A 24,618-nucleotide genomic window follows, 5' to 3' on the forward strand; every position below is an offset into this window, starting at 1 on the left:
GCGAAAAAGTTCTTTAACATCGCCATTTGATAATAGAGTTTTGGTTAAATCTTTGGTAAACTGTTCCATGGGGAATCCCTCCGTTTTGGTTTGGTTTGACGATTTAATCATACGGGGAAGGGGTTCCCTTTTCAATAGGATTTTAATTCATTTACACAAACTATTTTATACTCTCCTTTTTTAACCAGTACGGCTAAATAACTATTTTTCATTAAACTAATTAAGTTGAGTTTTATTACCTTTCGCGGTATATTATCTATGTAAGGATAACGAAGAGGTGTTTCTCCGTTACCCCCTTGTCATATAGTATCATTTTGTTGTTAGCGTAATCCTTTGGATTACGCTATTTTTTTGAATTCAACCATCCTACAATTGCGAGTGCAATTTGCAGTTCATAGTACGCTGCTCGTAGGATGTTGAAAAACAAATCATTGTAATTCAACAAAATGATTCCTTTCTTAGTCTTCATGTTAGATCCCCTCCTTGTCATAATCTTTTTCGCAAGGGATCGTAATGACACTAGGCGACAAGAGATAGACTGCCAAAAAGTCACGACAACCCATCTATTAATTAAATACGTAAAAATATAATCAATTTAGTTAAATTAATGAAATGAATCAATCTAAAGTCTTAATTTAGAATATTTTACAAAAAAATATCAATATATCTAAAATACAGATATTGATATCATTTTCTATTTTTTAAAATGCGCTCAATTAATCAATCCCGTCACCTAATTGTATTCACATAAAACGTGTTCATCAATTCAATCATTTCCGCCTAAATAAATATCAGCGTTATCCCAAAAACGGATAACGCTGATATCATTTTAGTGCTCGATGATTCCCAAATTGATTCACACTCTTCTTTTTGTATGTTCCCATCCGGAATCGAACCGGAATCATCCGCTTAGGAGGCGGGTGCACTATCCAGTTATGCTATGAGAACAAAACGTGCTCATCCCCAACCACCAGTTCAACTGACGATTGATTAATCACACACAACAAGAGTAATTTTCTCATTGTTACTAAGTTCTGTAAAGGTTTATTCGCCTTTTTTCTCGGCAGCTTGACGTTGTCGTTTCAAGCGAATTCCCTTATCTTTTTTATTCTTATTTTTCTTGCGTCTTTTCGCCCGTGGTTGGCTGGCATGCTTAGGATCGAGTGTCTTATGAACACGCTTTGTGACTTCAGAATCATCATTATTTTGAGTTTCACGAATATACTCACTGCTTTGTTCTGCCAAAGTAGCGGGCTTATGGGACACGGATTTAGGACGTTCGTCGGTCAATTTACTCTTATCAAAATAGATGGATTCTAATTGGTAGTCTTCGGCAATTAACTTCTTAAAGTCACGTAAATCATGCTCATTACCTAAATTAATCACAAGACCCGGTTCGCCTTGGCGCCCAGTTCTCCCAGCTCGGTGGGTATACGTAATTGCGCTCGTGGGCAAATCAAAATTGATGACCGTTGGGAGTTTAGCGATATCTAATCCTCGTGCCACCACATCAGTCGTCAGTAATAATTTCAATTGACGTTTTCTAAACATCCGTAACGCTTTTTCACGGTCGGTTGCCCGTTGTTGACCACCAAGTACACCAACTTGCACATGTTCGTGTTTCAAACGCGAAGCCACGTAATTCATTGTTTTTAATTGGTTGAAGAAGACTAATGCCCGCATGTCTTTTACGCGACTCAAGCGACGTAGCATTTCTACCCGCTTTTCGTTACCAACTTCAAGGCCGGCATGGCGAACAACCCCTTGTGTGTGATCTTCATTGCGAACATCAAATTCGATGATGTCACGACCAAACATGATACTCAAATCGTCCAGTACTTTAGTCCGGGTGGCAGAGAAAAAGCCCAATTGTGAAGTCATCGGTGTTGTGCGTTCAATATCTTCGATTACTGCCAAAGTTTCATCTTGCAGCATATCGTCGGCTTCATCGATGATCATGGTTTCTAATTTACCGAGCTTTAACTTACCTTCGTCGATTAAATGCAATACTCGTCCAGGCGTACCAACAACAATTTCTGGATGCTGTTTGAGCTTGTCTGTTTGCCGAGAAACGTTGGCACCCCCGGTCACGGCCAGCACCTTTAAATCTAAAATCTTGGCCCAGTCACGAATCACACTGGTGGTTTGCATGGCGAGTTCTTGTGATGGTGAGAGCACGAGCATTTGAACACCTTGCTTTGGCATCAATTTTGGTAGTACTGGCAAAGTAAAGGCGATTGTTTTCCCAGATCCGGTTGGTGCAATACCCAGCACTGAAGTATCTTCGCTGAGCGCATTAAAAACAGCCGTTTGAATGGCCGTTTGTTCATTAAATCCTAATTGTTCAAAATGTTTCTGAAAAGCTTCAATCAAATTGGTTCCCCCTATTGGTCATCAGAGGGAAAGTCGAGTCCCGCTGATTCACGCAGTGTAAATAATAGTCCGTTAACTTGTTTGCTCATTAAGAACCATTTTTGATAATTTTTAACTTGAGTTTCATTGGTTGGATCTTGGAGAATTTCGGTAAATGTTTCAATTTCATATTTCATCGGATTAGCGGCGGTTTCGGTGGCTAATGGATGTTCGACTTGGTCGTCATCAAAATATGAGGCGTTTGAAAAATCGGCCACGTTATCCAGAACAATCGTGTCTTTCAAGCCATAAATTTCAGATGGCATGTGGGAATTGGCGGTTTTGCCAAAGTTAAGCGTGACTTCAAAGTTTTCATAACCCAGCACGGCAACCCCTTTGCCATCAGCACCAGTTTCAATCAAAGTTGGGAAGTATACGACGCTTTCAGGTTCACCGAATAAAGCCACGGCAGCATACACTGGATAAACACCCAAGTCGTATAAAGCCCCACCAGCAAAGTCTAATGTAAACACATTAGGCCTCTCACCTGCCAGCACCTTATCGTAGCGTGATGAATATTTCATATAGGTCAACGTTGCCCCTTGGATGCGCGTCATTTCCGCCATTTTAGCTTGGACAGCTTTGAAGAGTGGTGTATGGACGTGACGAGCCGCTTCCAACAGACGAACGCCCGGATGAGCTTGTAGTAAGCCCTCAATTTGGGCGAACTCATCAATATTAGCGAAGGATGGTTTTTCCACAATCACATGTTTATCATTTTCAATCGCCTGTCTGGCATATTGATAGTGCATTGAATTTGGCGAAGCAATATAAACGGTATCAAATGACCCTTCTTCAAAGAATTGGTCAATATCCGCAAAAGCTTCAGCAAAGCCATGTTTTTGTTGGTAGGCCGTGGCTTTTTCCATAGTTCTTGAATATACCGATGCCAGTTCCCAGCGTCCGTCAGCTTTGATACCATCGATAAATTGATCAGTGATCCAATTGGTCCCGATAATTCCTAATTTAAGCATAATCTTGCTCCTTTGCTCTCAAACGATTGAATTGTTACATTCAGTTTACCAGATTTTTGAATATTTTACATATTTGTAACCAACTTTTATCGACGATTGTTGTATACTCACAGTATGATACAGTCGTTTTCATGGATTTACAGAAATGGGGGAGGACTTTGGAAATGAGGAAAAGAAGTCTGTTATTGTTTGGTGCCAGCTTAATCGCCGGCCTTTCGAGCTCTTTGGGAAGATCATCGAAATCGCACAAGCAAAACCAGACCCTATTGCCATTGTTATACGCGGGTACTTGGCAATATAAAGACGAAAATCGCAACCGTATGCACTGTGTGGAAATTTCACAAGATTTAAAATTAACGATTGACCAACATCCAATCAATGCTCAAGTGGAAGTTGTCGATCAACACAATTTAATTTATATTGATAATTTTGGCTATCATATTACCTTTACAGCCAATGAAAGTCGCCCTATCCAAATGATGGATGAAGCTGATGATCAAGTTTACACAATTATTAATACGAAAAAATAACGATACCAATTTGAAATTCAAATTTGGTATCGTTTTTTTAATGTCTATCTACACTGCCCGCTTCGTTCTCAACCCGAACAAACCGTCCAGCTAGGATATACTCGCCAAGTCCTGAGTTATTCCGCACTACTCTATTAACGGCTCCTTAACTCACTTGCCTCCGTCTATCTACACTGCCCGTTTCGTTCTCAACCCGAACAAACCGTCCAGCTAGGATATACTCGCCAAGTCCTGAGTTATTCCGCACTACTTTCATATTCCAAGATATCGCCAGGCTGGCAATCAAGGACTTTGCAAATAGCTTCAAGCGTGGAAAAGCGGACGGCTTTGGCTTTGCCCGTTTTTAAAATAGAAATATTGGCTAAGGTAATCCCGACTTCATCGGCGAGTTGAGTGACGCTCATTTTGCGTTTGGCTAGCATGACATCTAGCGTAATTTTAATGGCCATCTTCTCACCTCACACTGTAAAATCATTTTCTTGCTTCAACTCAATTGCGTTTTGCAATAATCGTTGGAGGACTGCCACAAAAGTTGAAATAATAAATGGCAATAATATCACGGTGCCACCCATTAAAATTAATCCAGGGGCATCCTCTTCTTGTGCCATGGCATAAATTTCTGGCATTAATGCCAAATACGTAATGCCAATCCCGCAGGCGGCCAATTTAATTTGACGGACCGCGTTTAAACACTTCCCGGAAAATGCTAAGTTACGATCAACTAACAGGAGAATTTTGAAGGCTTGAAAAACTAAATAATAAAAGATTAACGCCGACACATAGAGTGTCCCAATAAAAAAGTAATCTTCAACGCCGTGTGCTCGGAAATGTGGGAACAAAAGCACGTTAAAAAATAATACGATGCCAGCAACCAATGCTAGACTCAATTTCAAAAATAAAGTTCTGGTTTTCATGTCATCACCTCAACAATAAAATACCGGAACTTTTATCGTTTTTCAATAAATATTCATTGTTTAACAGAAACTTAATTAATATATTGTTTCCAAGATTTGACGTTCCCGTTGTAAATGGCTGGGAGCAGATTGGAAGTTTGTTTGTTGATTTCTAATTTGTCTTTACCGACATATTGAATAAACTTCACGTCGGTGTTTTTGCTGGTTAACTCAGTGGTCGTTAGCATGCGCTTGCTGTGAGTAACATAGGGATTGACGAGCGCTTTTTGAATGGAAGGACTGGCCCAAACAATGCATTCTTGGTCATAATGACTCGCCAGCATCTTCATCAGTTGAGCTAACTTTTTTCCTTGTGTCTTGACGTTTGGTTTACTGCCTTCGTAGTACGTGACGTGAATGGCAATTGGGAGCGTCCCACTTTCTTTTTTGACTTGACTGACGATGTAATCATATTGTTCCTTCGCACTCGAAGTAAAGCTGAATTCATGATAGATGCCAGTTTCTAAACCTGAGCCGGAGATACGATTGTAGTTATCCTCAAACTCATCATCTTTGTACCGTGCGCCTGAGGTTGCTTTGAGATAAACAAATTTTAGGCCACTATCTTTTAATTGCTGAAAATCCACATAGCCATCATCTTGCGTAATCATCGCACCACGCACTGGATAAGTCGACAAACTGGAAGACCGGTGAACGTGCCAAAAATAACCCGCACCGGCCAAAATGATGACCAAAACCAGGATGATCCACACGATGCGGCGTGGATGTTTTCTTGATTTTCGAAATGTATCGTTATAAATTGGTTCAATTTTTTCTTTCGCCATTACCTTTTTCCAGTCAATTTTTATATTTAGTCATTTTTCAGAACTGTAAAATATCTGTTTCACGAATTGTTTGGTGAAAATCAAAGACATTTATTAAGATTGTGTCCATTTTAGCTATTTTTAGTTGTTAAAAGAAAGCGGTTTTCATATAATACTATTGTATGTTTTACATGATATTTTAATCACATTGGTTAATAAGTTCAACATCAATTTGAGAAATGCAAGGGAGATTTATAATATGGATTACATGATTGGAATGGATTTAGGAACAACTAGTACTAAAGCCGTATTATACGATATGGATTGTAACGTGTTAGGTTATGCCAACAAATTATATCCATTATATCAAGACCAACCAGACATGGCTGAAGAAGATCCAGAAGAAATCTTCGATGCTGTTGTCGACGCTTTAACAGAAGTTTTACGTAAAGCGGATTTAAAGAATGGTAAATTGCAAGGTGTATCATTTTCTGCCGCAATGCATAGTTTGATTGGCCTCGATGCTGATCACAAACCAACTACTCGCGTCATCACATGGGCTGATAACCGAGCTGAAAAATATGCTAACGAATATAAGCAAAATGGTAAAGGGTTCGAAATTTATTCACGTACTGGTACCCCTACCCACCCAATGTCACCACTTTACAAGCTAATTTGGCTACGTAATGAACATAAAGACATTTTTGACAACTCAAAATATTGGGTTGGAATTAAAGAATATATCTTCTACCGTTTGTTCGGTGTGTTAAAAGAAGAAATTTCAATCGCGTCAGCTACTAGTTTGTTTAACATCTTCAAATTAGACTGGGACGAAGGTGCTTTGAAAGAAGCTGGCATCACTCGTGATCAATTACCAGAATTGGTCCAACCAACTGAACAAGTTACAGGTATGCATGAGGAATATGCCAAAGTAATCGGCATCCCAACGGACACTCCTTTCATCATGGGAGCTTCTGATGGTACCTTGTCTAACTTAGGGGTTAACGCTATTGATCCCGGTGTTGTCGCTGTTACAATTGGTACTTCTGGTGCCGTTCGGACAGTTGTTGACAAGCCAGTGATTGATCCTAAGGGTCGTGTCTTCTGTTACGCCTTAACTAAGGACAGATGGGTGATTGGTGGACCAGTTAATAACGGTGGAATTGTCTTCCGATGGGTTCGTGATCAATTATTCGCTCCTGAAAAGATTACTGCTTCAATGATGAACGTCGATTCATACGATATGTTAACTCAAATTGCTGGCGAAGTTCCTGCTGGTTCAGATGGCTTAATTTTCCATCCATATTTGGGTGGCGAACGTGCCCCAATCTGGGACGCTAACGCTCGTGGTTCATTCTTTGGTTTAACTCGTAACCATACTCGTGCTCACATGGTACGGGCTGCCCTTGAAGGTATCGTTTATAACTTATACAATGTGATGTTAGCCTTGGCAGAAGTTTCTGGTTCACCAAAAGAAATTATGGCTACTGGTGGTTTCGCTCGTTCAGAACTATGGCGTCAAATGTTGGCTGATATTTTTGAAAGCCCAGTTACAATTCCAACCGCCTTTGAATCAGGTGCCTTAGCTGCTGTCACAATTGCTAAGAAAAGCTTAGGCCTCATCGATGACATTTCTGTTATTAAAGACTACATCGGTGAAACTCACACGTACCAACCAAACAAAGAAAATTATGCCGCTTATCGCGAACTTGTTCCAATTTTCATTCGCTTAAGTCGTCAACTTCAAACTGAATATGCAAATATTGCTGATTTCCAACGCAAATTTAGTGCTAACTCCACTAAAGACTAATATTTAATAGCACCGATTCGAAAGATGGATTGTGATACAAAACATGAGTTTTGTATCACAATCCATCTTTTTGCTTTCAGCTAGTTAATTTGCGCTCAATAAGTCTGCAAACTCCGTCTAGTCAAGAATTTCGAACATAAGAAAAGTACTCTTATGCTCAATATTCCCAACTATACTCATTTGCAAATCAACTTATTTCACTGCCTGTTATTTGTTGAGCAAATGTTCAAAATACCGTTTAACATATGTTATGTAAACCGCTTCCAAGGACCTGCTTTTGATGTTATAATTTAATTATTATTAATCAAAGGAAGTGATTTTGTTGGATAAATTAAGTTTGATTGAATCTTACTTCGATAATGCCCCCGTTGCCATCATGTTATTCAAAGATGACACGCTGTTAGCGTCCAATCATCTGGCAGATGAACTTCAGCAAACTTTGAATCTTGATCCAACATATTTACTAGATATGGCTAAAACAGTTCTCCATAACCACCAATCTGAAATGTTAGATTGTGCCGCCTGCGCCCCTTGCCAGCAACAAACAGAATTAGCCATTCCAGTGCTCACCAATAAAGTTTCACCAGAATCCAGTGGCTGTTATATGCTTTACAAGGTATTGGATGCGGAACAAGGCTTAGTTTCTTTAACCCTGAAAAATCAGAACTCAATTAATAAAGTTATTAACCAGGCGACCCAGGAGCGTAGTGATCAAATCACTATCGATGCTGAACAAAAGGAACGCCAACGAATTTCCGCCGATTTACACGATTGCATTTCGCAAAATATCTACTCTTCTGTCATGGGGGTAAAACGTTTAACTAACGAGCAACTAACTCCACAGGAAACGAATGATTTGTCCGGTTCCATTATCGACCAACTCAATAACACCCTAACTGAAATCAAGGATATGGCGCTCACTATTCGGCCAGCTGTGCTTGATAACTTTGGGTTATTTTGTGCCTTACGCACCTTAGCCAAACGCCTCGAAAGCAGCACCGGTATCAAAATTACGGTCGCGGGTAATGCGCAACCGGAAAAGCTGACGACGATTATGCAAAACGCCCTTTATACGGTCGCCCAAGAATCCATTAACAATGTGCTAAAACACGCTCATGCCACCGAAATTGTTCTCCTATTAGTGGAACACGCCAATTTCATTACTTTGGAAATCATTGATGACGGGACCGGCTTTGATGTCAAAGAACATCAACAATTCAATGGCCACTCGTTAGGATTACAAAATATGAATGACCGGATTAAATCACTGAATGGAATTTTCAAAATTGAATCTGACCCTTCGATTGGTACCACCATTACTGTCAAGTTCCCCGTAACCCTTTCAACCAAGGAGGACTCCTCATGTATAACATCTTAGTCGCCGACGATCATGCCGTAGTTCGTTCTGGACTCACCTATTTGATTGATGAATTACCAGGATTTAAAGTTGTCGCTGAAGCTGCCAATGGTAATGATACCTTTTCACGGGTCGCTCAAGGTGATATTAACATGGTCATTATGGATTTAAGCATGCCCCCTGGTGAAAATGGTTTAGAAACAACAAAACGCATTCACGCGGAATTCCCGCAAGTTTTAATTTTGATTCTGTCGATGCATGGTGAAGAAGAATATGTCGACCGCGCTATCAATAATGGCGCCGTGGGTTACGTTTTAAAAAGCTCGCCAGATTCTGAAATCGTCAATGCAATTACTACGATTCCGACCGGTAAACAATATGTCGATGAAAACGTGATTTTGCTGAAGTCAGATATTAAAGAAATCACCGCCGATGGTTCGAAAACCAACCTGTGGGGCCATAATCATCTGACGAAACGGGAACGTGAAGTGATGCCGCTGATTGCGCTTGGTTATTCGAATAAAGAAATTGCCACTAACTTGCACATTTCGACTAAAACCGTCGAGGCACATAAAGCTAGTATCATGCGTAAACTAGACCTAAAGTCGCACGTTGATTTAGTCCGTTACGCAATTCACCATAAATTAATTGAATTTTAGTCAACAAAAGACCCATGCCACAAAACACACTGTTTTGTTACATAGGTCTTTTTTAGGCTTGTCGTGTTTGCAGTTCTTGTTGAAACTGCAATTTCAAAGCGGCTAATTTAACGACCACCACATCATTTTGATTTATTCTGGCAAAGACTTGCGTTTCTTCCATCAATTGTTGAATCAATTCCGGATGTTTATGTTGTCGCAAGGCATTTTGTGTTGATAAAAATTTTAGTCGTGGTAAATAATACGTCACCCGATTATCAGAACAAATTTGCACCCCTAATTTAATTAAGTGATTGCTGACCTTGAAGTTATTTTGATCCGCATAAAATTCCGCGGTGTAAAAAATTAAGGTTAAGATGCGCAGAAAATAATTATCTTCGTCGGACTGCTTAGTTGCCTGATAATCATGGATATATTGCGCCACCTTCTCAAAATAAAAGGCTGCTTGATCAATTTCTCGATGACGGGCATACATAATGCCTGACCCCAAGAAGGCAAGTTGAGTAAAGATGGTTTGATGATGGTCATCTAAGTCATTTAAAATCCGTGAGAAATCAAACAAGATTTCATCACTTTGCTTGTTAATCAAGGCATTCACGCATCCCCGCAAGTAACAAAATTGCATCTTCGCCGGCAACGCATTGATTTGACCTTGGTTGACGCTTTCCAACTTTTTCAAAACTTCCTGATAATTTTCCATCATTAATTCTTTTTCGGTGGCATTCAAAACTTCGGTTAGTTGAGCATCTGAATAACTATCTTCTTGATACAAATCGTCAACGGTCATCCCCATGCGTACACAAAGTTTGCTAAGAATCGCTAATGATGGGACCCGGCTGTTATTTTCAAACTTACTCAATGTCGCCTGGGTACAAATACCATCACATAATTTAACTTGTGAGATTTTTAATTCTTTTCTGCGACTCACAAAAACACTGATATCCATGATGCTCCTCCTTCCTATTCGTGAAGTCCGAGTGCAACCTTGGCGTAACGAGTCATCATACTCATATCCCAAGCTGGTTCCCAAACTAAATCAATCACACATTCGTCGACACCTTCCACGGAGGTGGCGGCTTTTTTCACATTTTCATCCAGCATGTGTCCCAAAGGGCACCCCATCGTGGTCAGGGTCATGGTGACATGGCAAGCGCCATCTGCTACTTTAACTTGATAAATCAAACCTAAATTGACAATATCGATACCTAATTCGGGATCAATCACATCTTTGAGTGCTTCAAACACATCGCTTTCAATGTTCGTTAACGTGTCTTGTTGAGTCATGACTGCTTCCTCCTTTTAGCCAATTGAGCCTTCCATTTCAAAACTAATGAGTCGGTTTAATTCGACCGCATATTCCATTGGTAATTGCTTGGTGAATGGTTCCACAAAGCCCATCACAATCATTTCTGTGGCTTTAGCTTCCGTAATTCCCCGACTCATTAAGTAATATAATTGTTCTTCGGAAATTTTGGAGACCTTGGCTTCGTGCTCCATAGAAACGTTGGCATTTGAAATTTCATTAAACGGAATCGTGTCGGATGAAGATTGGTCATCCATGATGATGGTGTCGCATTCAACATGGGCCTTGGAGCCATCGGAATGTTTACCAAAACGCACGGTCCCCCGATAATCGGTCGAGCCTCCCGTTTTAGAAATTGACTTGGAGACAATCGTACTCGAGGTGTTCTTCGCGTTATGAATCATACGAGCACCGGAGTCTTGGTGGATTCCGTTGCTAGCCACCGCAATCGAAAGCATCGTACCACGGGCGCCATCCCCATTTAAGTAGACCGATGGATATTTCATCGTGACTTTGGAACCTAGGTTGCCATCAATCCACTCCATCGTCGCATTTTGGCCGGCAGCGGCCCGTTTAGTCTCTAGACTGTAAACATTATCTGACCAATTTTGAATGGTTGTATAGCGACAATAGGCGTCTTTTTCGACGTTTACTTCAACGACGGCCGCATGTAAACTATCGGAGGTATAACTTGGTGCCGTACAGCCTTCTACATAATCGACTTTGGCCCCTTCTTCGACGATAATCAACGTTCGTTCGAATTGACCAGAATTTTCAGAGTTTAACCGGAAATATGATTGAATTGGTGTTTTCGTTTCCACGCCCTTGGGAACATAGATAAATGATCCCCCAGACCACACCGCCGCATTCAACGCCGCAAACTTGTTGTCGGTCGGTTTGACTAATTTGCCAAACCATTTTTTGAAAATGTCTGGATATTCGCGTAACGCCGTATCTGAATCAGTAAAAATAATCCCTAATTTTGCAAAGTCATCACGCATATTGTGATAGACCACTTCGGATTCATATTGGGCGGATGAGCCAGCCAAATAGCTGCGTTCAGCTTCTGGCACACCTAAGCGGTCAAAAGTTTTTTTCAAGTCTTCCGGCACATCATCCCAGTCCCGATATTTTTTATCTGTCATTTTTTGATAATAGTGCATATTTTTTAAATCGAGTTGTGATAAATCTGGCCCATACGCAGGCATTGGTAACTTTTTATACACTTCATAGGCGTGTAAACGATAATCTAGCATCCACTGTGGTTCGTTTTTTTCAGCTGAAATGGCCCGCACGGTCGCTTCGGTTAAGCCGCGGCCCGTCGAAAAAGCTGGTTCAATATCATCGTGAAAGCCATACTCGTAATCTTCGTCTTTGACAATTTGATCAACTGCTTTTGACATTATCCTTCCCCCGTTCCTGTTTGATTTAAGAGTGCTCGTTGCAGTGCCCACCAAGCTAACGTGGCGCATTTAATCCGGGCTGGAAAACTCATGATACTGGATAAAATGGCGGCATCTTCTAATTCGTCTAAATCTGCCTGTGGATGTTGCTTCCCAATGACCATATCTGAAAAGGTTTTGGCCATTTTCAAGGCTTCATCTTTACTTTTACCCATCACAGCATCGGTCATCATGCTGGCAGACGATTGGCTAATGGTACAGCCTTCACCGGTGAACCCAATATTTTTAATCACGTCATCATCAGTCAGTTCAATTTCTAAGTTAATGACATCCCCACACGTTGGATTTTTCAACTCAATTTCTTTAGAAACGTCATCCAAATGACATTTGTGATGGGGATGATCTGAATGATCTAAAATTACTTCTCGATATAAACTATTTAACTTCGCCAGTCCCATGGTTGAAGAACTCCTTTGTTTCAGCTAATGCAGCTAAGAGTGCATCGGCATCTTCCTGTGTGTTATATAAATAGAAACTTGCACGCGCAGTTGCCACCAGGTTTAGGTAAGCCATTAATGGTTGCGCACAATGATGGCCCGCACGAACGGCTACCCCTTCCATGTCGAGGGCAGTCGCCACATCATGGGGATGAACCCCTTTGAGATTAAAGGCAATCACGCCAGTATGTTTAGCTGGATCATGAGGTCCATAGACTTCTAAATCCTCGTCGGCGACTAATTTAGGTAACAAATAGTCAACGATACTTTGTTCATGCGCTGCAACTTGATTCATGCCAATGTCGGTTAAATAATCCACCGCGGCCCCTAAGCCAATCGCCCCAGCAATATTTTGCGTACCGGCTTCAAACTTCCAAGGTAATTGGGTCCAGGTACTATCTTGTTGATGAACAAAATCAATCATTTCACCACCAAATTGATAAGGCTTAATCCGTTCTAGTAGTTCGCGTTTCCCATATAAGGCACCAATCCCAGTCGGACCCATCATTTTATGTCCAGAAAAGGCATAAAAATCAACATCGAGCGCTTGGACATCGACGGCCACGTGTGGTACCGCTTGAGCTCCATCCGCCACCATAATTGCGCCATGTGCATGCGCTAATTGTGCTAATTCCGCAATCGGATTAATCGTGCCCATCACGTTACTAGCATGGGCCACCGAGACAATTTTCGTGTGGTTCGTAATTTGTTTGGCCGCATCAACTAAATCTAATTCGCCATCTTCAGTCAGACCAATGTATTTCAAGGTAGCATGTTTACGAATGGCTAATTGTTGCCATGGAATTAAGTTACTATGATGTTCGGTAATCGAAATCACAATTTCATCCCCGGCGATAATATTTTGTTCGCCATAGGTGCTCGCAATCAAATTTAAGCCATCGGTCGTGCCTTTGGTAAAAATGACTTCGGCTGGTTCGGCAGCGTTGATAAAATGTTGCACCTTGTCACGGGCCTCTTCATAAGCTTCAGTGGCGCGTTCAGCTAAAGTATGCACCCCACGATGCACATTGGCATTATCGGTTTGGTAAAAATGATTGAGGCTTTCGGTGACGGCTAGAGGCTTTTGAGCAGTCGCCGCATTATCCAAATACACTAGCCGTTCACCATTCACTTCTTGATTTAAAATGGGAAAATCAGCTAAATGATTATTTATCTTCGTGTCCATCGGCAAGTTTCCTTTCGATAATTGAAATTAATTTTTGGCGAACCACTTTTGACGGAATAGCCGTTAAGACGGCTCCTAAGAACCCGCGAATTACCAAGTGTTCGGCTGTTGCTTGACTCAAGCCGCGACTCATCAGGTAATACAGTTGCGTTTGATCAACTTGACCCACACTGGCCGCATGCCCAGCTAAAACGTCATTTTCATCAATTAACAAGATTGGATTGGCATTCCCGTGGGCTTCATTTGACATCATTAAGATTCGATTTTCTTGTTCAGACTCTGAGCCAGCTGCTCCATGGATGATATCGCCGATGCCGTTAAAGACCAATTGTGATTGATCTAAAATGACTCCCCGTTGCAAAATATCACCAGCTGTATGCTTACCCACATTTTTTATGCCAGTATTGATGCCGACTCGCTGGTTGCCCTTCGTAATTGCGACCACTTTGGCATTGGCTTGGGCACCATCTTCGCTCAAAGTCGTTTCAAAGTTACCCACGGTATCGCCTTCGTTCATCATCCCGATTGACCAATTGACCGTGGCGTTACGAGCAACCGACGCACGACGTTGCAAGTAAGCACGCGTATTTTCACCTAATTGATCTAGCGCGGAAATACTAACGTGACTATTTTCCTTGGCAATCACTTCTACTAAGGCATTCGCCAAATTATCCTGATTCCCCACGGTATTCATTTGTTGAATCACCGAAAATTTAGTATTCTCGCCCGCCACAATTAAAGTGTGGGTGTTGAAATCTGAGGTTTGGGTACTATCTTGTAAAATTTCTAATTTAATTGGTTCATCCATTTCGACATTCGCTGGTACATACAGGAAAATACCTGAGGTGAGAAATGCCGCGTGATAACTCGCTAAGTAATTATCATCAGTTGGAATCGCCTGGGTCATCAAATATTGATGCACTAACTCTGGATAATCGTTCACGGCGGTGAATAAATCGGTCAAAATAACGCCTTGATCAGCAAGTTTTGTTGGCAAATTCACACTAATTGTCGTTTGCCCCAACTGTAATAAATGGGTATCGGCCAGATCTGATTTGACTAACTTCACGTTTGACTCAGTCCAGTCCAATTGATTACTGGCCATCTGCCAATTGCGATAATTAAATCTCAGCACTTTCGGATATTTAAGTAGTTCCATTTGTTGAAAAGCAGCCACTCGCTTTTTAATGAGCCATTCTGGTTCTTGGTGTTGTTCGGCGAGTTGAGTTAGCTTCTCAGCATCCATTGTTTGTTCAACAGCGTCCATGAGCGTGCCTCCTAATTTTCATCAACGAGTGCTACGTCTAAGTCCAGGTCATCACGAATTCCGGCATAGCCCTCACGTTCCAAAGTTTTGGCTAATTGGGCATCCCCAGTCTTGACGATTCGGCCGTCCATCATAATGTGAACCACGTCGGGCACGATGTAGTTCAACAGGCGTTGATAATGAGTAATAATCAAGGAACCAAAGTTATCGCCACGCATCGCGTTGACGCCTTTAGAAACCACCTTTAAGGCATCAATATCTAGTCCAGAGTCAATTTCATCTAACAAAGCAAAACTAGGTTTAATCATCATCAATTGCAAAATTTCATTGCGCTTCTTTTCACCACCAGAGAAGCCTTCGTTCAGGTAACGCTCGGTCATTTCTTCACTCATATCGAGTAAATCGAGGTTCTTATCGAGTTCCTTTAAGAATTGCATCACTGAGATTTGATCATCGTCTGCTCGTTTGGCATTCATCGCTGCTCGTAAAAATTCAGCATTGGTGACTCCTTGAATTTCAGCTGGGTATTGCATCCCCAAAAACAAGCCCTTACGGGCCCGTTCATCAACTGGCATGTCTACAATGCTTTCACCATTCAGTAAAATATCACCCTGGGTCACTTGGTATGCAGCAGCCCCCATGATTGTTTCCGATAACGTTGATTTACCCGTTCCGTTGGGTCCCATGATGGCGTGAATTTCACCCGTCTTCATCGTTAAATTGACCCCTTTTAAGATCTCTTTGGCGTGTTGCGTTTCTTCATCTGTCACTGCGACGTGCAAATCTTTAATTTCAAGTGTTGCCATTATTCATCAACCTCCATTAAATTTAACCAAAATGATTACTTACAGTCAGCTTGTGCACTATTTTTCTTGTCGGTTGTGCATTAAGTCAAATGGAATATTCCGGAATATTCCAATTTCAGTACCAACAAATCGCTTTTTGTAAGCCCTTGCAATTATTATAGCTTGGAATATTTATAAAAAAACATTAGGCAATTCCCTAATGTTTGTGAAACAGCCAACATGATAAACTGAAATCATTAAGAAATAAAGAAAGCGCTTTAATAAATAGAAAGGTCTGTTGATGATGCAACTTAACTATGTGGAACCCTCTCATCCAACTGTGATCGTCCATCAAATGACTCAACTTGATAATTCAACTGCCTCGCGCCTGCACAATCTCGGTATTCGTCCAGGAAGTGAGCTCACAGTTTTACGCAAATATCCGTTTCACGGACCCGTAATTATTGAATTTGACGCCCAAAGAATTGGAATTCGTTATACCGTCTTTACGGCATTATTAGGAGGCGACTGACATGACAGTCGTGGCATTATTGGGCAACCCCAACACGGGCAAAACGACGTTATTCAACGAGTTAACCGATAACTATTCCTACGTGGGTAATTGGGAAGGGGTCACCGTCGAAAAAAAAGTCGGTAAAATACATCATTCTGAAATGATGGTTGTTGACCTACCGGGAATATATTCACTGAATCCCATCACTAAGGATGAGGCAGTCGCAGTTAACTGTTTACTGCATGATTCGCCTGATATCATTCTCAACGTGACGAATGCTTGTCAATTGAAGCGAAACTTATTATTGTCGATTGAATTGCTGGAATTTGGCCAGCCGACCGTGATTGCCTTAAATATGATTGATGATCTCAAACGCAGTGGGATTGCCTACAATTTAGGTATTTTGTCGGCCAAACTGGGTTGTCGTTTTTGTACCACCAATGCTCGCAATAAAGAAGGATTGGAGCAACTGAAGGCCGATTTGCTAAATTCTCCCACCCAAGCAACCGAGCCGTTAGCTCTGAATTACCCGTCTGACGTCATGAACAGCCTGGATGTGGCCTCGATGCAACTCGTGCAACAATTTAATTACACCGAAACATTTGCTCGCTGGCTCACGATTCAATTCATGAATCAAAATCACCAAGTCCGTCAATTTGCGGCAGATAAGCATCTGCATCCGTTACTGAATCAAGCGATTTGTTACGACCAACAAGACTATGAATCGCAAATTTTTAATACGCGCTTTGATTTTATTAATGAAGTCTTAAGTGACGCCACCGAACAACAATCACTCACCAATAAAGCCAATATTACGGCCAAAATCGATTACTGGATTACACAACCGCTGTTGGGATTACCCATCTTTGTCGGTATCTTTTATCTCATGTTTAAACTGTCCTTTGATTGGTTAGGCACACCATTATCTGGCCTTTTAGATAGTTTTATTTCCGGTCCGGTATCCCATACGGCCTCGGCACTCTTGACCCAACTAGGGGCGATTCCCTTTTTAAAATCATTAATTGTTGATGGTGTGATTGCTGGAGTTGGTGGCGTCTTGACCTTTATTCCACAAATTTTTATTTTATTCGCCTGTATCTCGCTACTAGAAGATTCTGGTTACATGTCCCGCGCTGCCCTCGTGACTGATCGACTAATGCAAATGTTTGGCATGAACGGCAAATCCTTCATTCCTCTAATTATTGGTTTTGGTTGTAACGTCACTGGAATTATGGCCGCACGAACCATCGAACAACCCAAAGAACGGTTAGTCACCACTTTAATTTCACCGTTCATCAGTTGCTCAGCTCGGTTACCAATTTACGGATTGTTTGTAGCCGCCTTCTTTCAAAAAAATCAGGCCCTAATTGTGTTATCGTTATATTTTCTCGGGATTGTCGTCGCACTATTGATGGCCAAAGTTTACCAATGGCTGTTTAAGATTAAAGAAAGCTCGGTTTTTATCGTTGAACTTCCCAAATACCATTTACCACGATTAGACATTATTGCCGCTGGTACTTGGGATAAAGGCAAAGGCTTCATCAAAAATGCGGGTTCGATTATCTTCGCTGGGACCGTCTTGATTTGGTTACTCTCAAATCTTGGGCCACAAGGCGTGGTCACCAATATTAATGACAGTTTCTGTGCTTGGATTGGCCAAGCCGCCCTCCCTATTTTCCAGTTAATTGGAGTCACTTCATGGGCGACCGTTAGTGCCCTGTTAACCGGTGTGTTAGCCAAAGAAGTGATTAGTTCAAGTATGATTGTCCTGTTTCATTTAAGCGGACAAACCGGTTTAATTGCTACTTTTAGTACCCTGTTCACTCCATTATCTGCCTACTGCATTTTGATTTTCATTTTGTTGTATGCACCCTGTTTTTCAACTTTGTCGGCTATCAAAACGGAAACGGGATCGATTAAATGGGCAGCCTATTCTCTGATTTCAAATACGGTAATTGCCTTTGTAATTGCGATGGTCGTTTATCAAGTTGGTTCTTTGTTTATGTAGGAGGTGTTTAGATGTCACTATTCATCAATATTGGGATTATCGCAATCATTATTCTCGGCGCTGGTATCATTATCTATCGTAATTTTAAACACGCACAGCAGCATCATTGCCCGATTGGTAAGGACTGTGAGTGCCAACTCAAACAACAAATTAAACAAAATAAAACATCAGATTCGTAATCTGATGTTTTTTTAGTACCAATTTATTTACTTGTTTGATGCGCATTCTCGTTCTTGTTGTCTTTTTCTTTCTTTTCTTCTGGGAAGAAATGGAACATTGCCTGATTAAAGTAATCCGAAGCATAGCCGATTACGAAGATTCCTAACAACATTGAGAGGTAAAGTTGGAAAACAAACAACCCCCAACTATGAATCGTAATATTTGAAAGGATTAGCATAGTAGTCCCCCAAGCGATTAGCCAAGCGGGCACAATCGTAAATTTCATGATGGTCCCTTGAAGGAACAATACGATGAAGGTCATGATACCAAACATGATTGACGAACCAATCAAGCCTGACATGAACGAGACATGAAGGAAACGAAAGGCGATTAAACCCCAGACAATTCCTAATGCAAAACTAATCAGAATATTCCAAATTTTATCCTTTGGGAACCCAGCCCCGAAGAAATATGACACAGCAATGAAGGCTGCTGACCCCATCCATAGTCCGCCACCGGTCATAATTAAACTGTAAATCAAGGTACATAAACCAACTCCAATTGAATCAAACCAAACCTTTTTACTTATTTTCATGATAACTACCCCATATCTTTTTATTGATGATTATCGAGAAGTGGTTAATTTTAAGTTCTAACACAATAAGGCTGGTGCCAAATAAATGGGCCAGCCTTACTTTATCTAATCAATCATTGCATTGTTGTAGACAAGCTTAATTTCAAATGGTTAGTGTATTAATTTATGTTTGATTAGAAGTGAGTTAAACGAACCGATTCAACTTGTTTATCTTCAGCATTACCCTTACGACCAGGTTTCATCACCTTCTCACCCGTAGTAATTGCACCAACTGGACAAACTAGGTTACATAAGTGACAGCCGACACATTTGCTTGTATCAACGCTTGGACGGCGCGTTTTTGGATCCCATGTAATGGCTTGATGGGCACCATCAAAACATGATACATAACAACGGCCACAGCCGATACATTTGTCCCAGTCAATTTTTGGATAGACCTTATAGTCACGATCCAAATCTTCAGCAGGCACGATATTCTTGTTGGCAGAACCAATCAATTCACTCAGATGATCAACGCCTTGATCTTCCATATAATGCATTAAACCATTCTTCATATCTTCAACAATCCGGTAACCATATTGCATTACCGAGGTAGTTACTTGAAGCGTTGTAGCTCCGAGTAAAATGAATTCGGCAGCGTCTTGCCAAGTTTCAATTCCACCAATCCCAGAAATTGGTAATTGTTCCAAACCAGCGGCCACACGTAATTGTTGAATAAAGCGTAAGGCAATTGGTTTAACAGCTTTCCCAGAGAATCCAGAAATTGATGATTTACCATTAACGATTGGTAATGCAACCCGTTTTTCAAGGTCAATGTTTGAAATTGACTTAACGGTATTAATTGTGGCAATCCCTTCGGCACCACCAGCAAGACTGGCTTTAGCAGCTGGAATCATGTCAGTAATATTTGGAGTCATTTTGGCCATCATTGGCAAATCTGATCCACGTTTAACAGCGGCACAATATTTTTTAACTAATTCAGGATTAGTCCCAACATCTGAACCCATTTCGTGTGAAGTCATTTGTGGACATGAAAGGTTCATTTCAATCATATCAGCTTTGGCTTCAGTGACTAATTGAGCTAGTTCTTCCCAATCTTGTTCATTAGTCCCCATGATTGAGGCCACGACAATTTTATCAGGATAGTTTTCTTTTAATTGCTTTAAATCATGTAAGTTTTCTTCAAGTGAATGTTCAGCAATTTGTTCCATGTTTTTGAAACCAACAAATGGAGTTCCTTCTTTGGTTAATTCATCAAAACGTGGAGATACTTCATCAACTTCGAAATTCTTTGGTCCGATTGTCTTAAAGACAACCCCGCCCCAGCCTTCATCAAAGGCTTTCGCACACATTTCATAACAGTTATCAACTGGAGATGATGATAGTAGGAAAGGATTTTCAAAATGAACGCCTAAAAAATCTACGGATAAGTCTTTTTTAATCATTATTTTGTACCTCCAATCAATTCGCTATCAATCAAGTCAGCAACTTCTTTACCTTTACGAACAGCCCAAACAACGGTTTGATCACCTTGAGCAATATCACCAGTAACAAAGACTTTTGGATCATCAGTCTTGTAGCCAGTATAAGGAACAACACCGTGTTCGATGTTAATTCCTAAATTATCAGCGTTAACTTGTTGGCCAATCGCAAGGATAATCTTGTCGGCTTTAATGGTTAATTTGCCGTCCATGTTACGAGCTTTGAAGGTAACTTCATTGCCGTCAACAGATTCTGGCACATAACCATCAACAATTGTTACGCCTTCACGTTGAGTTCCAGCTAATTCCTTCTTCGAAGCGCGGAATTCATCAAATTGTTCGTAAACAACATCGGTTACATGTTCGACATCCAAACGTTTGAGAGTCGTTGAAACGTCCATCGCAACATCCCCACCACCAATAACTACAGCACTGGCTGGAACGTCTTTGATATTACCTTTGGCTTCCTTAACACGAGCAAGGAAATCAACAGCTGATTCAACGTAATCATTGCCTTCAAACATTGGTAGAACTTTAGCTTCACTGGCACCAACTGCGACAACCACAGCATCGTTGCTAGCTTTCAATTCGTCCATGGTAATATCTTTACCAATGGTGACGTTGTAGTGCATTTTGGCACCTAAATTGATAATTCGTTTGATTTCATATTCAACGATATCAGCTGGTAGACGATATTCAGGAATACCATATGTTAAATATCCACCGGCTTTTTCACTTTTTTCGTAAATATCAACTGAGTAGCCACGTTCAAGCATTGTGGTTGCGGTTTGTAAACCAGCTGGTCCACTTCCGACGATAGCAATACTCTTACCGTTTGATTCACCTTTTTGAAGAATATCCATTTCAGCTTGTTGTTCAAAATCAGTAACAAAGCGTTGGATACCACCGATATCGATTGGTTTGTCGATACCGGTACGTGAACATGCTAATTCACAATATTTTTCTGTGGGACATACACGGGCACAAATGGCACCCATTGCATTATTTTCACGAACGGTTTCAGCAGCACCTTTAAGGTTGCGGAAACGAACACTTCTGATAAATTTACCTGGATCTGTATGTGCGGGGCACATTTGTGAGCATGGTGCATCATGACATAATAGACAGCGTGCAGCTTCTTCCATTACGGTAGTCATGGTGTAGCCAGGGGCTTCTGTTTCGTATTTTTTAGTCATACTGATTACTCCTTGCCTTATCATTTTTTTGTAAAGTGATAGCGTGACGGGCAATCAAGCTGTGTAGTAATTCACATATATGTCCATAACACGTCTTTACAAGTTCTAGATTATCAACAAAGCTTAATTTCAACAAAAACCACCAAATACTTAGGCAGTATTGGTGGTAGTTTGGATAATTTTATATATTTTAGTATGTGAATATTTTTACGAATAAAATTATTTCTGAAGTTGATAAAAAAGCAAATCGCACTGTAGCAGCATTTCTGACCTGTTGACTAGTGCTTTTGAGAATAATTTGAAATTTTAACAGATATTTCTATATCTTTTTGGCATAAATTATAGGGAATATTTTTTGACGTGTAAATTTAAAACGTGCTCCTCAATTCAATCCTCTCCGCCTAAATAAAGACATCAACCATCCAAAGTCCGGATAGCTGATGTCTTATTTTAGTACTCAATGATTATCGAACTGATATACACTCTATTTTTTAAACGTGCTTATCCTATCTACGGCCTTCGTTTAGTTACAAAACTTCAATATAAGTAACCCTCTTATATCAAAGTTTCTAGACTAATCCTCAGCCGCAGCCCGATAGGATGCGCACTCTTTTTATTCCTTTATCTCCGGAAACATCTTTAACAAATAATCACGGGCGCCATTGGGGAATTCGAGACGGGGATGATTTTCAAACCATTCGTGGTGATTACCATGGGTGAGCTTGATGCCGTTGAATAGTTTAACTCGGATACCGAGTAAAATCGCCGCTTTAATTAATTCTTGAGCAACTACTGAATATTCTTTGGAGATAACTTCAAGAGGTAATTCTAAGGCGTGTAATTTTTGATAACGATCGTTCGCAATCTTTAATCCAAAGGCTTCCAAAGAATCATCCTCAATTCGTGCTAATAGTTGGCCGCTAATGGTCAACGCAGGTTTACGAACTCGTTTACGAGCAATTTCAATGGCAAACGAATATTTTTTTGGTGCGTCATATTCTTCAACGAAAGCAGCCAAGTTATCCAGGAGCTGATTAGCCTCTTCAACTAGCCATTCGGGTTGCTCCAATGGATTTTGAAGAGCAACTTCTTCATTTTTATCGGCAGCATGGCGTAATTGTTCTTGAATATCGGTTGGGACACCAGAAACTAGACAATAACCCATCAATAATTCGAGCATATCTAAGGTATCGTCACTGACACCGGAGCGAGAAAACGGATCCAAATCAAATGATCTGAACTCAAGATAGGTTACCCCTTCTTCCAGCATTTCATCGATATCATCGTCATGAGTCATCCCTTTTAAGCGGACAGGTCCATAAAATTCTTGCGTCGAATAAAAGGTCCCGTCAGCGACGAATTGTTTGAGTTGGGCGGTTTGTTCGGCCAACGAATCGTAAGTGATGGTTTCATTTTCACGATTAGCGTAACCCAGACTGCTGTTGCGCAAACTACGGACAGGGAATTCTAAATCAGCGGGCAAATGTTCGAGTGGATTTTCGGTAATTGGCGAAGCCCCATACAGGTATGTAAAGAACCATCTGTACAAAACGAAATACTGCGATAACTTAAAGTACATGTGGTTTCGTAAATCGGCCACTGACTCAAAGTTTTCGCCATTATCCGCTTGGTATAACTGGTACAATAACGTATCATTCACGCTGAAGTTCACATGTGAACCGGCAATGATTTCATATTTAGCACCATATTTTTGTTCCAAATAATCACGATAGTCTTGATACCAATCCCGATGGAAATCTTGATGAATAAACTCTTCATCGTCTTCTTCCAACTTGGGTGGCATACTAAGTGGCCAAATTCGTTCATCATCATGGAGCTGAGCATTGACAATCTGTTGCAGCATCTTCAAGTTTTTAACTGCCTCACGTCCACCTTTGGTTGGTTCCGTAATCAATTCCAACATGCTGTCAGTAAAGTCCGATTGTAGATATGGATGATTCTTCCGTGATCCAAACTTAGTCGGATATGGATAACGACTAATCCGTCCATCTGCAGTCACACGGTGCTCTTCTTGTTCCAAGCCAAAAAAGCCCTCAAATAATTTATTCGTTAACCCTAATTGTTTAATTTTTTCCCCAACATTTTCAGACATAAACTCACCTTATATTTTATGATTAATTACTTTCATACATTTTATCACTCTCGCCCACAAAAGTACTGCAAAATTAACTAGAATACATTTTGATTGCGTTGCGATTTTCGCTATGGTAAATTATGGCCAATAAAAGAACGGAGGAGTTATTATGTCGCAACGATTACAAGGGTTACATCACATCACCGTGATTACTTCCAGTGCACCCAAAATTTTCAAATTCATGACCGAAGTTTTGGGTTTACACCTAATCAAAAAAATGTCAACCAAGATGATATTCGCACGTATCACCTTTATTTTACTGACGATATGGGCAGTGCCGGCACGGATATTACTTTCTTTGACTTTCATGGTCTCGAAACGGCGCGTAAAGGAAACAATGCCATTAACCGGATTGGCCTACGCTTACCCAATGATCAGGCCGTTGACTGGTGGGAAAAACGACTCGATTAATTTGATATTCGTCACGATCCACAAACCACTCAATTTGGTGACAAAGTACTGAATTTTTATGATTTTGATGGCCAAAAATATCAATTTGTCTCGGATGAGCATAAACACGGCTTACCCGGAGGTGGTCCCCTGTCAATAAAATAGACAATTTAAATAGAGACTTTTTTGTCCTATGCCACGACTAAATTTTGAATTTGAG

At 40.7% G+C, this 24,618-nt stretch carries 24 protein-coding genes, 1 tRNA gene and 1 pseudogene; 8 read left to right on the forward strand and 18 right to left on the reverse strand.

What is annotated here, in order from left to right:
* Window positions 1–343 precede the first annotated feature (343 nt).
* The 4 genes from FFM59_RS10275 to FFM59_RS05530 form a co-directional block, all read right to left on the reverse strand.
* Complete coding sequence (locus FFM59_RS10275) at window positions 344–469, reverse strand: hypothetical protein (RefSeq protein ID WP_263854039.1); 126 nt, start codon at window positions 467–469, stop codon at window positions 344–346.
* A gap of 406 nt (window positions 470–875) precedes the next feature.
* Window positions 876–948, reverse strand: a tRNA-Arg gene (locus FFM59_RS05520).
* A gap of 96 nt (window positions 949–1,044) precedes the next feature.
* On the reverse strand, window positions 1,045–2,373 hold the full coding sequence (locus tag FFM59_RS05525) for a DEAD/DEAH box helicase (RefSeq protein ID WP_137602057.1): 1,329 nt from the start codon (window positions 2,371–2,373) through the stop codon (window positions 1,045–1,047).
* A gap of 11 nt (window positions 2,374–2,384) precedes the next feature.
* Complete coding sequence (locus tag FFM59_RS05530) at window positions 2,385–3,386, reverse strand: Gfo/Idh/MocA family protein (RefSeq protein WP_137602058.1); 1,002 nt, start codon at window positions 3,384–3,386, stop codon at window positions 2,385–2,387.
* A 164-nt stretch (window positions 3,387–3,550) separates the two neighbouring features.
* Here FFM59_RS05530 and FFM59_RS05535 point away from each other — a divergent pair, with 164 nt between their 5' ends.
* Window positions 3,551–3,916: a DUF4828 domain-containing protein gene (locus tag FFM59_RS05535; RefSeq protein WP_137602059.1), complete on the forward strand. Its 366-nt coding sequence runs from the start codon at window positions 3,551–3,553 to the stop codon at window positions 3,914–3,916.
* 236 nt (window positions 3,917–4,152) lie between these two features.
* Here FFM59_RS05535 and FFM59_RS05540 read toward each other — a convergent pair whose 3' ends face one another.
* From FFM59_RS05540 to FFM59_RS05550, 3 genes are all read right to left on the reverse strand, one after another.
* Window positions 4,153–4,365 carry a helix-turn-helix domain-containing protein gene (locus tag FFM59_RS05540; RefSeq protein WP_137602060.1) on the reverse strand — a complete coding sequence of 71 codons (213 nt, stop codon included), beginning with the start codon at window positions 4,363–4,365 and terminating at the stop codon, window positions 4,153–4,155.
* A 9-nt stretch (window positions 4,366–4,374) separates the two neighbouring features.
* A complete protein-coding gene (locus FFM59_RS05545) occupies window positions 4,375–4,830 on the reverse strand; it encodes a DUF2975 domain-containing protein (RefSeq protein ID WP_137602061.1) in 456 nt (151 codons plus the stop codon).
* Between the two features lie 71 nt (window positions 4,831–4,901).
* Window positions 4,902–5,654 carry a GH25 family lysozyme gene (locus FFM59_RS05550; RefSeq protein WP_137602062.1) on the reverse strand — a complete coding sequence of 251 codons (753 nt, stop codon included), beginning with the start codon at window positions 5,652–5,654 and terminating at the stop codon, window positions 4,902–4,904.
* Between the two features lie 238 nt (window positions 5,655–5,892).
* Here FFM59_RS05550 and gntK point away from each other — a divergent pair, with 238 nt between their 5' ends.
* The 3 genes from gntK (at window position 5,893) to FFM59_RS05565 (ending at window position 9,459) form a co-directional block, all read left to right on the forward strand.
* On the forward strand, window positions 5,893–7,443 hold the full coding sequence (gene gntK, locus FFM59_RS05555; protein ID WP_137602063.1) for a gluconokinase: 1,551 nt from the start codon (window positions 5,893–5,895) through the stop codon (window positions 7,441–7,443).
* 322 nt (window positions 7,444–7,765) lie between these two features.
* Window positions 7,766–8,821, forward strand: coding sequence for a sensor histidine kinase (locus FFM59_RS05560; RefSeq protein ID WP_225420298.1), 1,056 nt, complete (start codon window positions 7,766–7,768; stop codon window positions 8,819–8,821).
* Window positions 8,806–9,459, forward strand: a complete 654-nt coding sequence (locus FFM59_RS05565; RefSeq protein WP_137602064.1) for a response regulator — start codon at window positions 8,806–8,808, stop codon at window positions 9,457–9,459. The genes FFM59_RS05560 and FFM59_RS05565 overlap by 16 nt, the downstream gene beginning before the upstream one ends.
* Before the next feature lie 52 nt (window positions 9,460–9,511).
* Here the strand turns inward: FFM59_RS05565 and FFM59_RS05570 are convergent, their stop codons facing one another.
* From FFM59_RS05570 to sufC, 7 genes are read right to left on the reverse strand one after another with little or no spacing between them, the layout of a single operon-like run.
* On the reverse strand, window positions 9,512–10,405 hold the full coding sequence (locus FFM59_RS05570; protein ID WP_137602065.1) for a helix-turn-helix domain-containing protein: 894 nt from the start codon (window positions 10,403–10,405) through the stop codon (window positions 9,512–9,514).
* A 14-nt stretch (window positions 10,406–10,419) separates the two neighbouring features.
* Entirely contained in the window at window positions 10,420–10,743 is a 324-nt protein-coding gene (locus FFM59_RS05575) for a metal-sulfur cluster assembly factor (RefSeq protein WP_137602066.1), read from the reverse strand.
* A gap of 15 nt (window positions 10,744–10,758) precedes the next feature.
* On the reverse strand, window positions 10,759–12,165 hold the full coding sequence (sufB, locus tag FFM59_RS05580) for a Fe-S cluster assembly protein SufB (RefSeq protein ID WP_137602067.1): 1,407 nt from the start codon (window positions 12,163–12,165) through the stop codon (window positions 10,759–10,761).
* Window positions 12,165–12,623, reverse strand: a complete 459-nt coding sequence (sufU, locus tag FFM59_RS05585) for a Fe-S cluster assembly sulfur transfer protein SufU (RefSeq protein WP_137602068.1) — start codon at window positions 12,621–12,623, stop codon at window positions 12,165–12,167. Before sufU ends, sufB begins: the two co-directional genes overlap by 1 nt.
* Complete coding sequence (locus tag FFM59_RS05590) at window positions 12,601–13,848, reverse strand: cysteine desulfurase (protein WP_137602069.1); 1,248 nt, start codon at window positions 13,846–13,848, stop codon at window positions 12,601–12,603. Before FFM59_RS05590 ends, sufU begins: the two co-directional genes overlap by 23 nt.
* Window positions 13,829–15,115 carry a Fe-S cluster assembly protein SufD gene (sufD, locus tag FFM59_RS05595; protein ID WP_137602070.1) on the reverse strand — a complete coding sequence of 429 codons (1,287 nt, stop codon included), beginning with the start codon at window positions 15,113–15,115 and terminating at the stop codon, window positions 13,829–13,831. Before sufD ends, FFM59_RS05590 begins: the two co-directional genes overlap by 20 nt.
* Before the next feature lie 11 nt (window positions 15,116–15,126).
* On the reverse strand, window positions 15,127–15,921 hold the full coding sequence (gene sufC / locus FFM59_RS05600) for a Fe-S cluster assembly ATPase SufC (RefSeq protein WP_137602071.1): 795 nt from the start codon (window positions 15,919–15,921) through the stop codon (window positions 15,127–15,129).
* Between the two features lie 280 nt (window positions 15,922–16,201).
* Here sufC and FFM59_RS05605 point away from each other — a divergent pair, with 280 nt between their 5' ends.
* The 3 genes from FFM59_RS05605 to FFM59_RS10025 are packed head-to-tail and all read left to right on the forward strand — an operon-like array spanning window position 16,202 to window position 18,601.
* Window positions 16,202–16,432, forward strand: a complete 231-nt coding sequence (locus FFM59_RS05605) for a FeoA family protein (RefSeq protein WP_371858081.1) — start codon at window positions 16,202–16,204, stop codon at window positions 16,430–16,432.
* 1 nt (window position 16,433) lies between these two features.
* Window positions 16,434–18,422: a ferrous iron transport protein B gene (gene feoB, locus FFM59_RS05610; RefSeq protein WP_137602072.1), complete on the forward strand. Its 1,989-nt coding sequence runs from the start codon at window positions 16,434–16,436 to the stop codon at window positions 18,420–18,422.
* A gap of 11 nt (window positions 18,423–18,433) precedes the next feature.
* Window positions 18,434–18,601: a hypothetical protein gene (locus FFM59_RS10025; protein ID WP_170175945.1), complete on the forward strand. Its 168-nt coding sequence runs from the start codon at window positions 18,434–18,436 to the stop codon at window positions 18,599–18,601.
* Window positions 18,602–18,624: 23 nt separating this feature from the next.
* On the opposite strand, the gene FFM59_RS05615 is transcribed toward FFM59_RS10025, so the two are convergent.
* The 4 genes from FFM59_RS05615 to FFM59_RS05630 form a co-directional block, all read right to left on the reverse strand.
* On the reverse strand, window positions 18,625–19,176 hold the full coding sequence (locus FFM59_RS05615; protein ID WP_137602073.1) for a DUF1097 domain-containing protein: 552 nt from the start codon (window positions 19,174–19,176) through the stop codon (window positions 18,625–18,627).
* 173 nt (window positions 19,177–19,349) lie between these two features.
* Window positions 19,350–20,621: an NAD-dependent dihydropyrimidine dehydrogenase subunit PreA gene (preA, locus tag FFM59_RS05620; protein WP_137602074.1), complete on the reverse strand. Its 1,272-nt coding sequence runs from the start codon at window positions 20,619–20,621 to the stop codon at window positions 19,350–19,352.
* Complete coding sequence (locus tag FFM59_RS05625) at window positions 20,621–21,853, reverse strand: FAD-dependent oxidoreductase (RefSeq protein WP_137602075.1); 1,233 nt, start codon at window positions 21,851–21,853, stop codon at window positions 20,621–20,623. The genes preA and FFM59_RS05625 overlap by 1 nt, the downstream gene beginning before the upstream one ends.
* A gap of 613 nt (window positions 21,854–22,466) precedes the next feature.
* Window positions 22,467–23,966, reverse strand: coding sequence for a glutamate--cysteine ligase (locus FFM59_RS05630; protein ID WP_137602076.1), 1,500 nt, complete (start codon window positions 23,964–23,966; stop codon window positions 22,467–22,469).
* A gap of 151 nt (window positions 23,967–24,117) precedes the next feature.
* Between FFM59_RS05630 and FFM59_RS05635 the strand changes: the two are divergent.
* Window positions 24,118–24,548 (forward strand): annotated as a pseudogene (locus FFM59_RS05635) (VOC family protein); the annotation flags it as partial.
* Window positions 24,549–24,618: the final 70 nt, after the last annotated feature.

This window comes from Paucilactobacillus nenjiangensis (genome assembly GCF_005405445.1).
Classification (GTDB): Bacteria; Bacillota; Bacilli; order Lactobacillales; family Lactobacillaceae; genus Paucilactobacillus; species Paucilactobacillus nenjiangensis.

Coding starts and splice junctions, on each gene's coding strand:
- FFM59_RS05535 (WP_137602059.1), top strand. CDS start 3,551: ATGAGGAAAAGAAGTCTGTTATTGTTTGGTGCCAGCTTAATCGCCGGC.
- FFM59_RS05545 (WP_137602061.1), bottom strand. CDS start 4,830: ATGAAAACCAGAACTTTATTTTTGAAATTGAGTCTAGCATTGGTTGCT.
- FFM59_RS05615 (WP_137602073.1), bottom strand. CDS start 19,176: ATGAAAATAAGTAAAAAGGTTTGGTTTGATTCAATTGGAGTTGGTTTA.
- feoB (WP_137602072.1), top strand. CDS start 16,434: ATGACAGTCGTGGCATTATTGGGCAACCCCAACACGGGCAAAACGACG.
- sufU (WP_137602068.1), bottom strand. CDS start 12,623: ATGGGACTGGCGAAGTTAAATAGTTTATATCGAGAAGTAATTTTAGAT.
- FFM59_RS05630 (WP_137602076.1), bottom strand. CDS start 23,966: ATGTCTGAAAATGTTGGGGAAAAAATTAAACAATTAGGGTTAACGAAT.
- FFM59_RS10025 (WP_170175945.1), top strand. CDS start 18,434: ATGTCACTATTCATCAATATTGGGATTATCGCAATCATTATTCTCGGC.
- sufB (WP_137602067.1), bottom strand. CDS start 12,165: ATGTCAAAAGCAGTTGATCAAATTGTCAAAGACGAAGATTACGAGTAT.
- FFM59_RS05625 (WP_137602075.1), bottom strand. CDS start 21,853: ATGACTAAAAAATACGAAACAGAAGCCCCTGGCTACACCATGACTACC.
- FFM59_RS05530 (WP_137602058.1), bottom strand. CDS start 3,386: ATGCTTAAATTAGGAATTATCGGGACCAATTGGATCACTGATCAATTT.
- FFM59_RS05540 (WP_137602060.1), bottom strand. CDS start 4,365: ATGGCCATTAAAATTACGCTAGATGTCATGCTAGCCAAACGCAAAATG.
- sufC (WP_137602071.1), bottom strand. CDS start 15,921: ATGGCAACACTTGAAATTAAAGATTTGCACGTCGCAGTGACAGATGAA.
- FFM59_RS05605 (WP_371858081.1), top strand. CDS start 16,202: ATGATGCAACTTAACTATGTGGAACCCTCTCATCCAACTGTGATCGTC.
- FFM59_RS05550 (WP_137602062.1), bottom strand. CDS start 5,654: ATGGCGAAAGAAAAAATTGAACCAATTTATAACGATACATTTCGAAAA.
- FFM59_RS05570 (WP_137602065.1), bottom strand. CDS start 10,405: ATGGATATCAGTGTTTTTGTGAGTCGCAGAAAAGAATTAAAAATCTCA.
- FFM59_RS05565 (WP_137602064.1), top strand. CDS start 8,806: ATGTATAACATCTTAGTCGCCGACGATCATGCCGTAGTTCGTTCTGGA.
- FFM59_RS05590 (WP_137602069.1), bottom strand. CDS start 13,848: ATGGACACGAAGATAAATAATCATTTAGCTGATTTTCCCATTTTAAAT.
- FFM59_RS10275 (WP_263854039.1), bottom strand. CDS start 469: ATGAAGACTAAGAAAGGAATCATTTTGTTGAATTACAATGATTTGTTT.
- FFM59_RS05575 (WP_137602066.1), bottom strand. CDS start 10,743: ATGACTCAACAAGACACGTTAACGAACATTGAAAGCGATGTGTTTGAA.
- gntK (WP_137602063.1), top strand. CDS start 5,893: ATGGATTACATGATTGGAATGGATTTAGGAACAACTAGTACTAAAGCC.
- preA (WP_137602074.1), bottom strand. CDS start 20,621: ATGATTAAAAAAGACTTATCCGTAGATTTTTTAGGCGTTCATTTTGAA.
- sufD (WP_137602070.1), bottom strand. CDS start 15,115: ATGGACGCTGTTGAACAAACAATGGATGCTGAGAAGCTAACTCAACTC.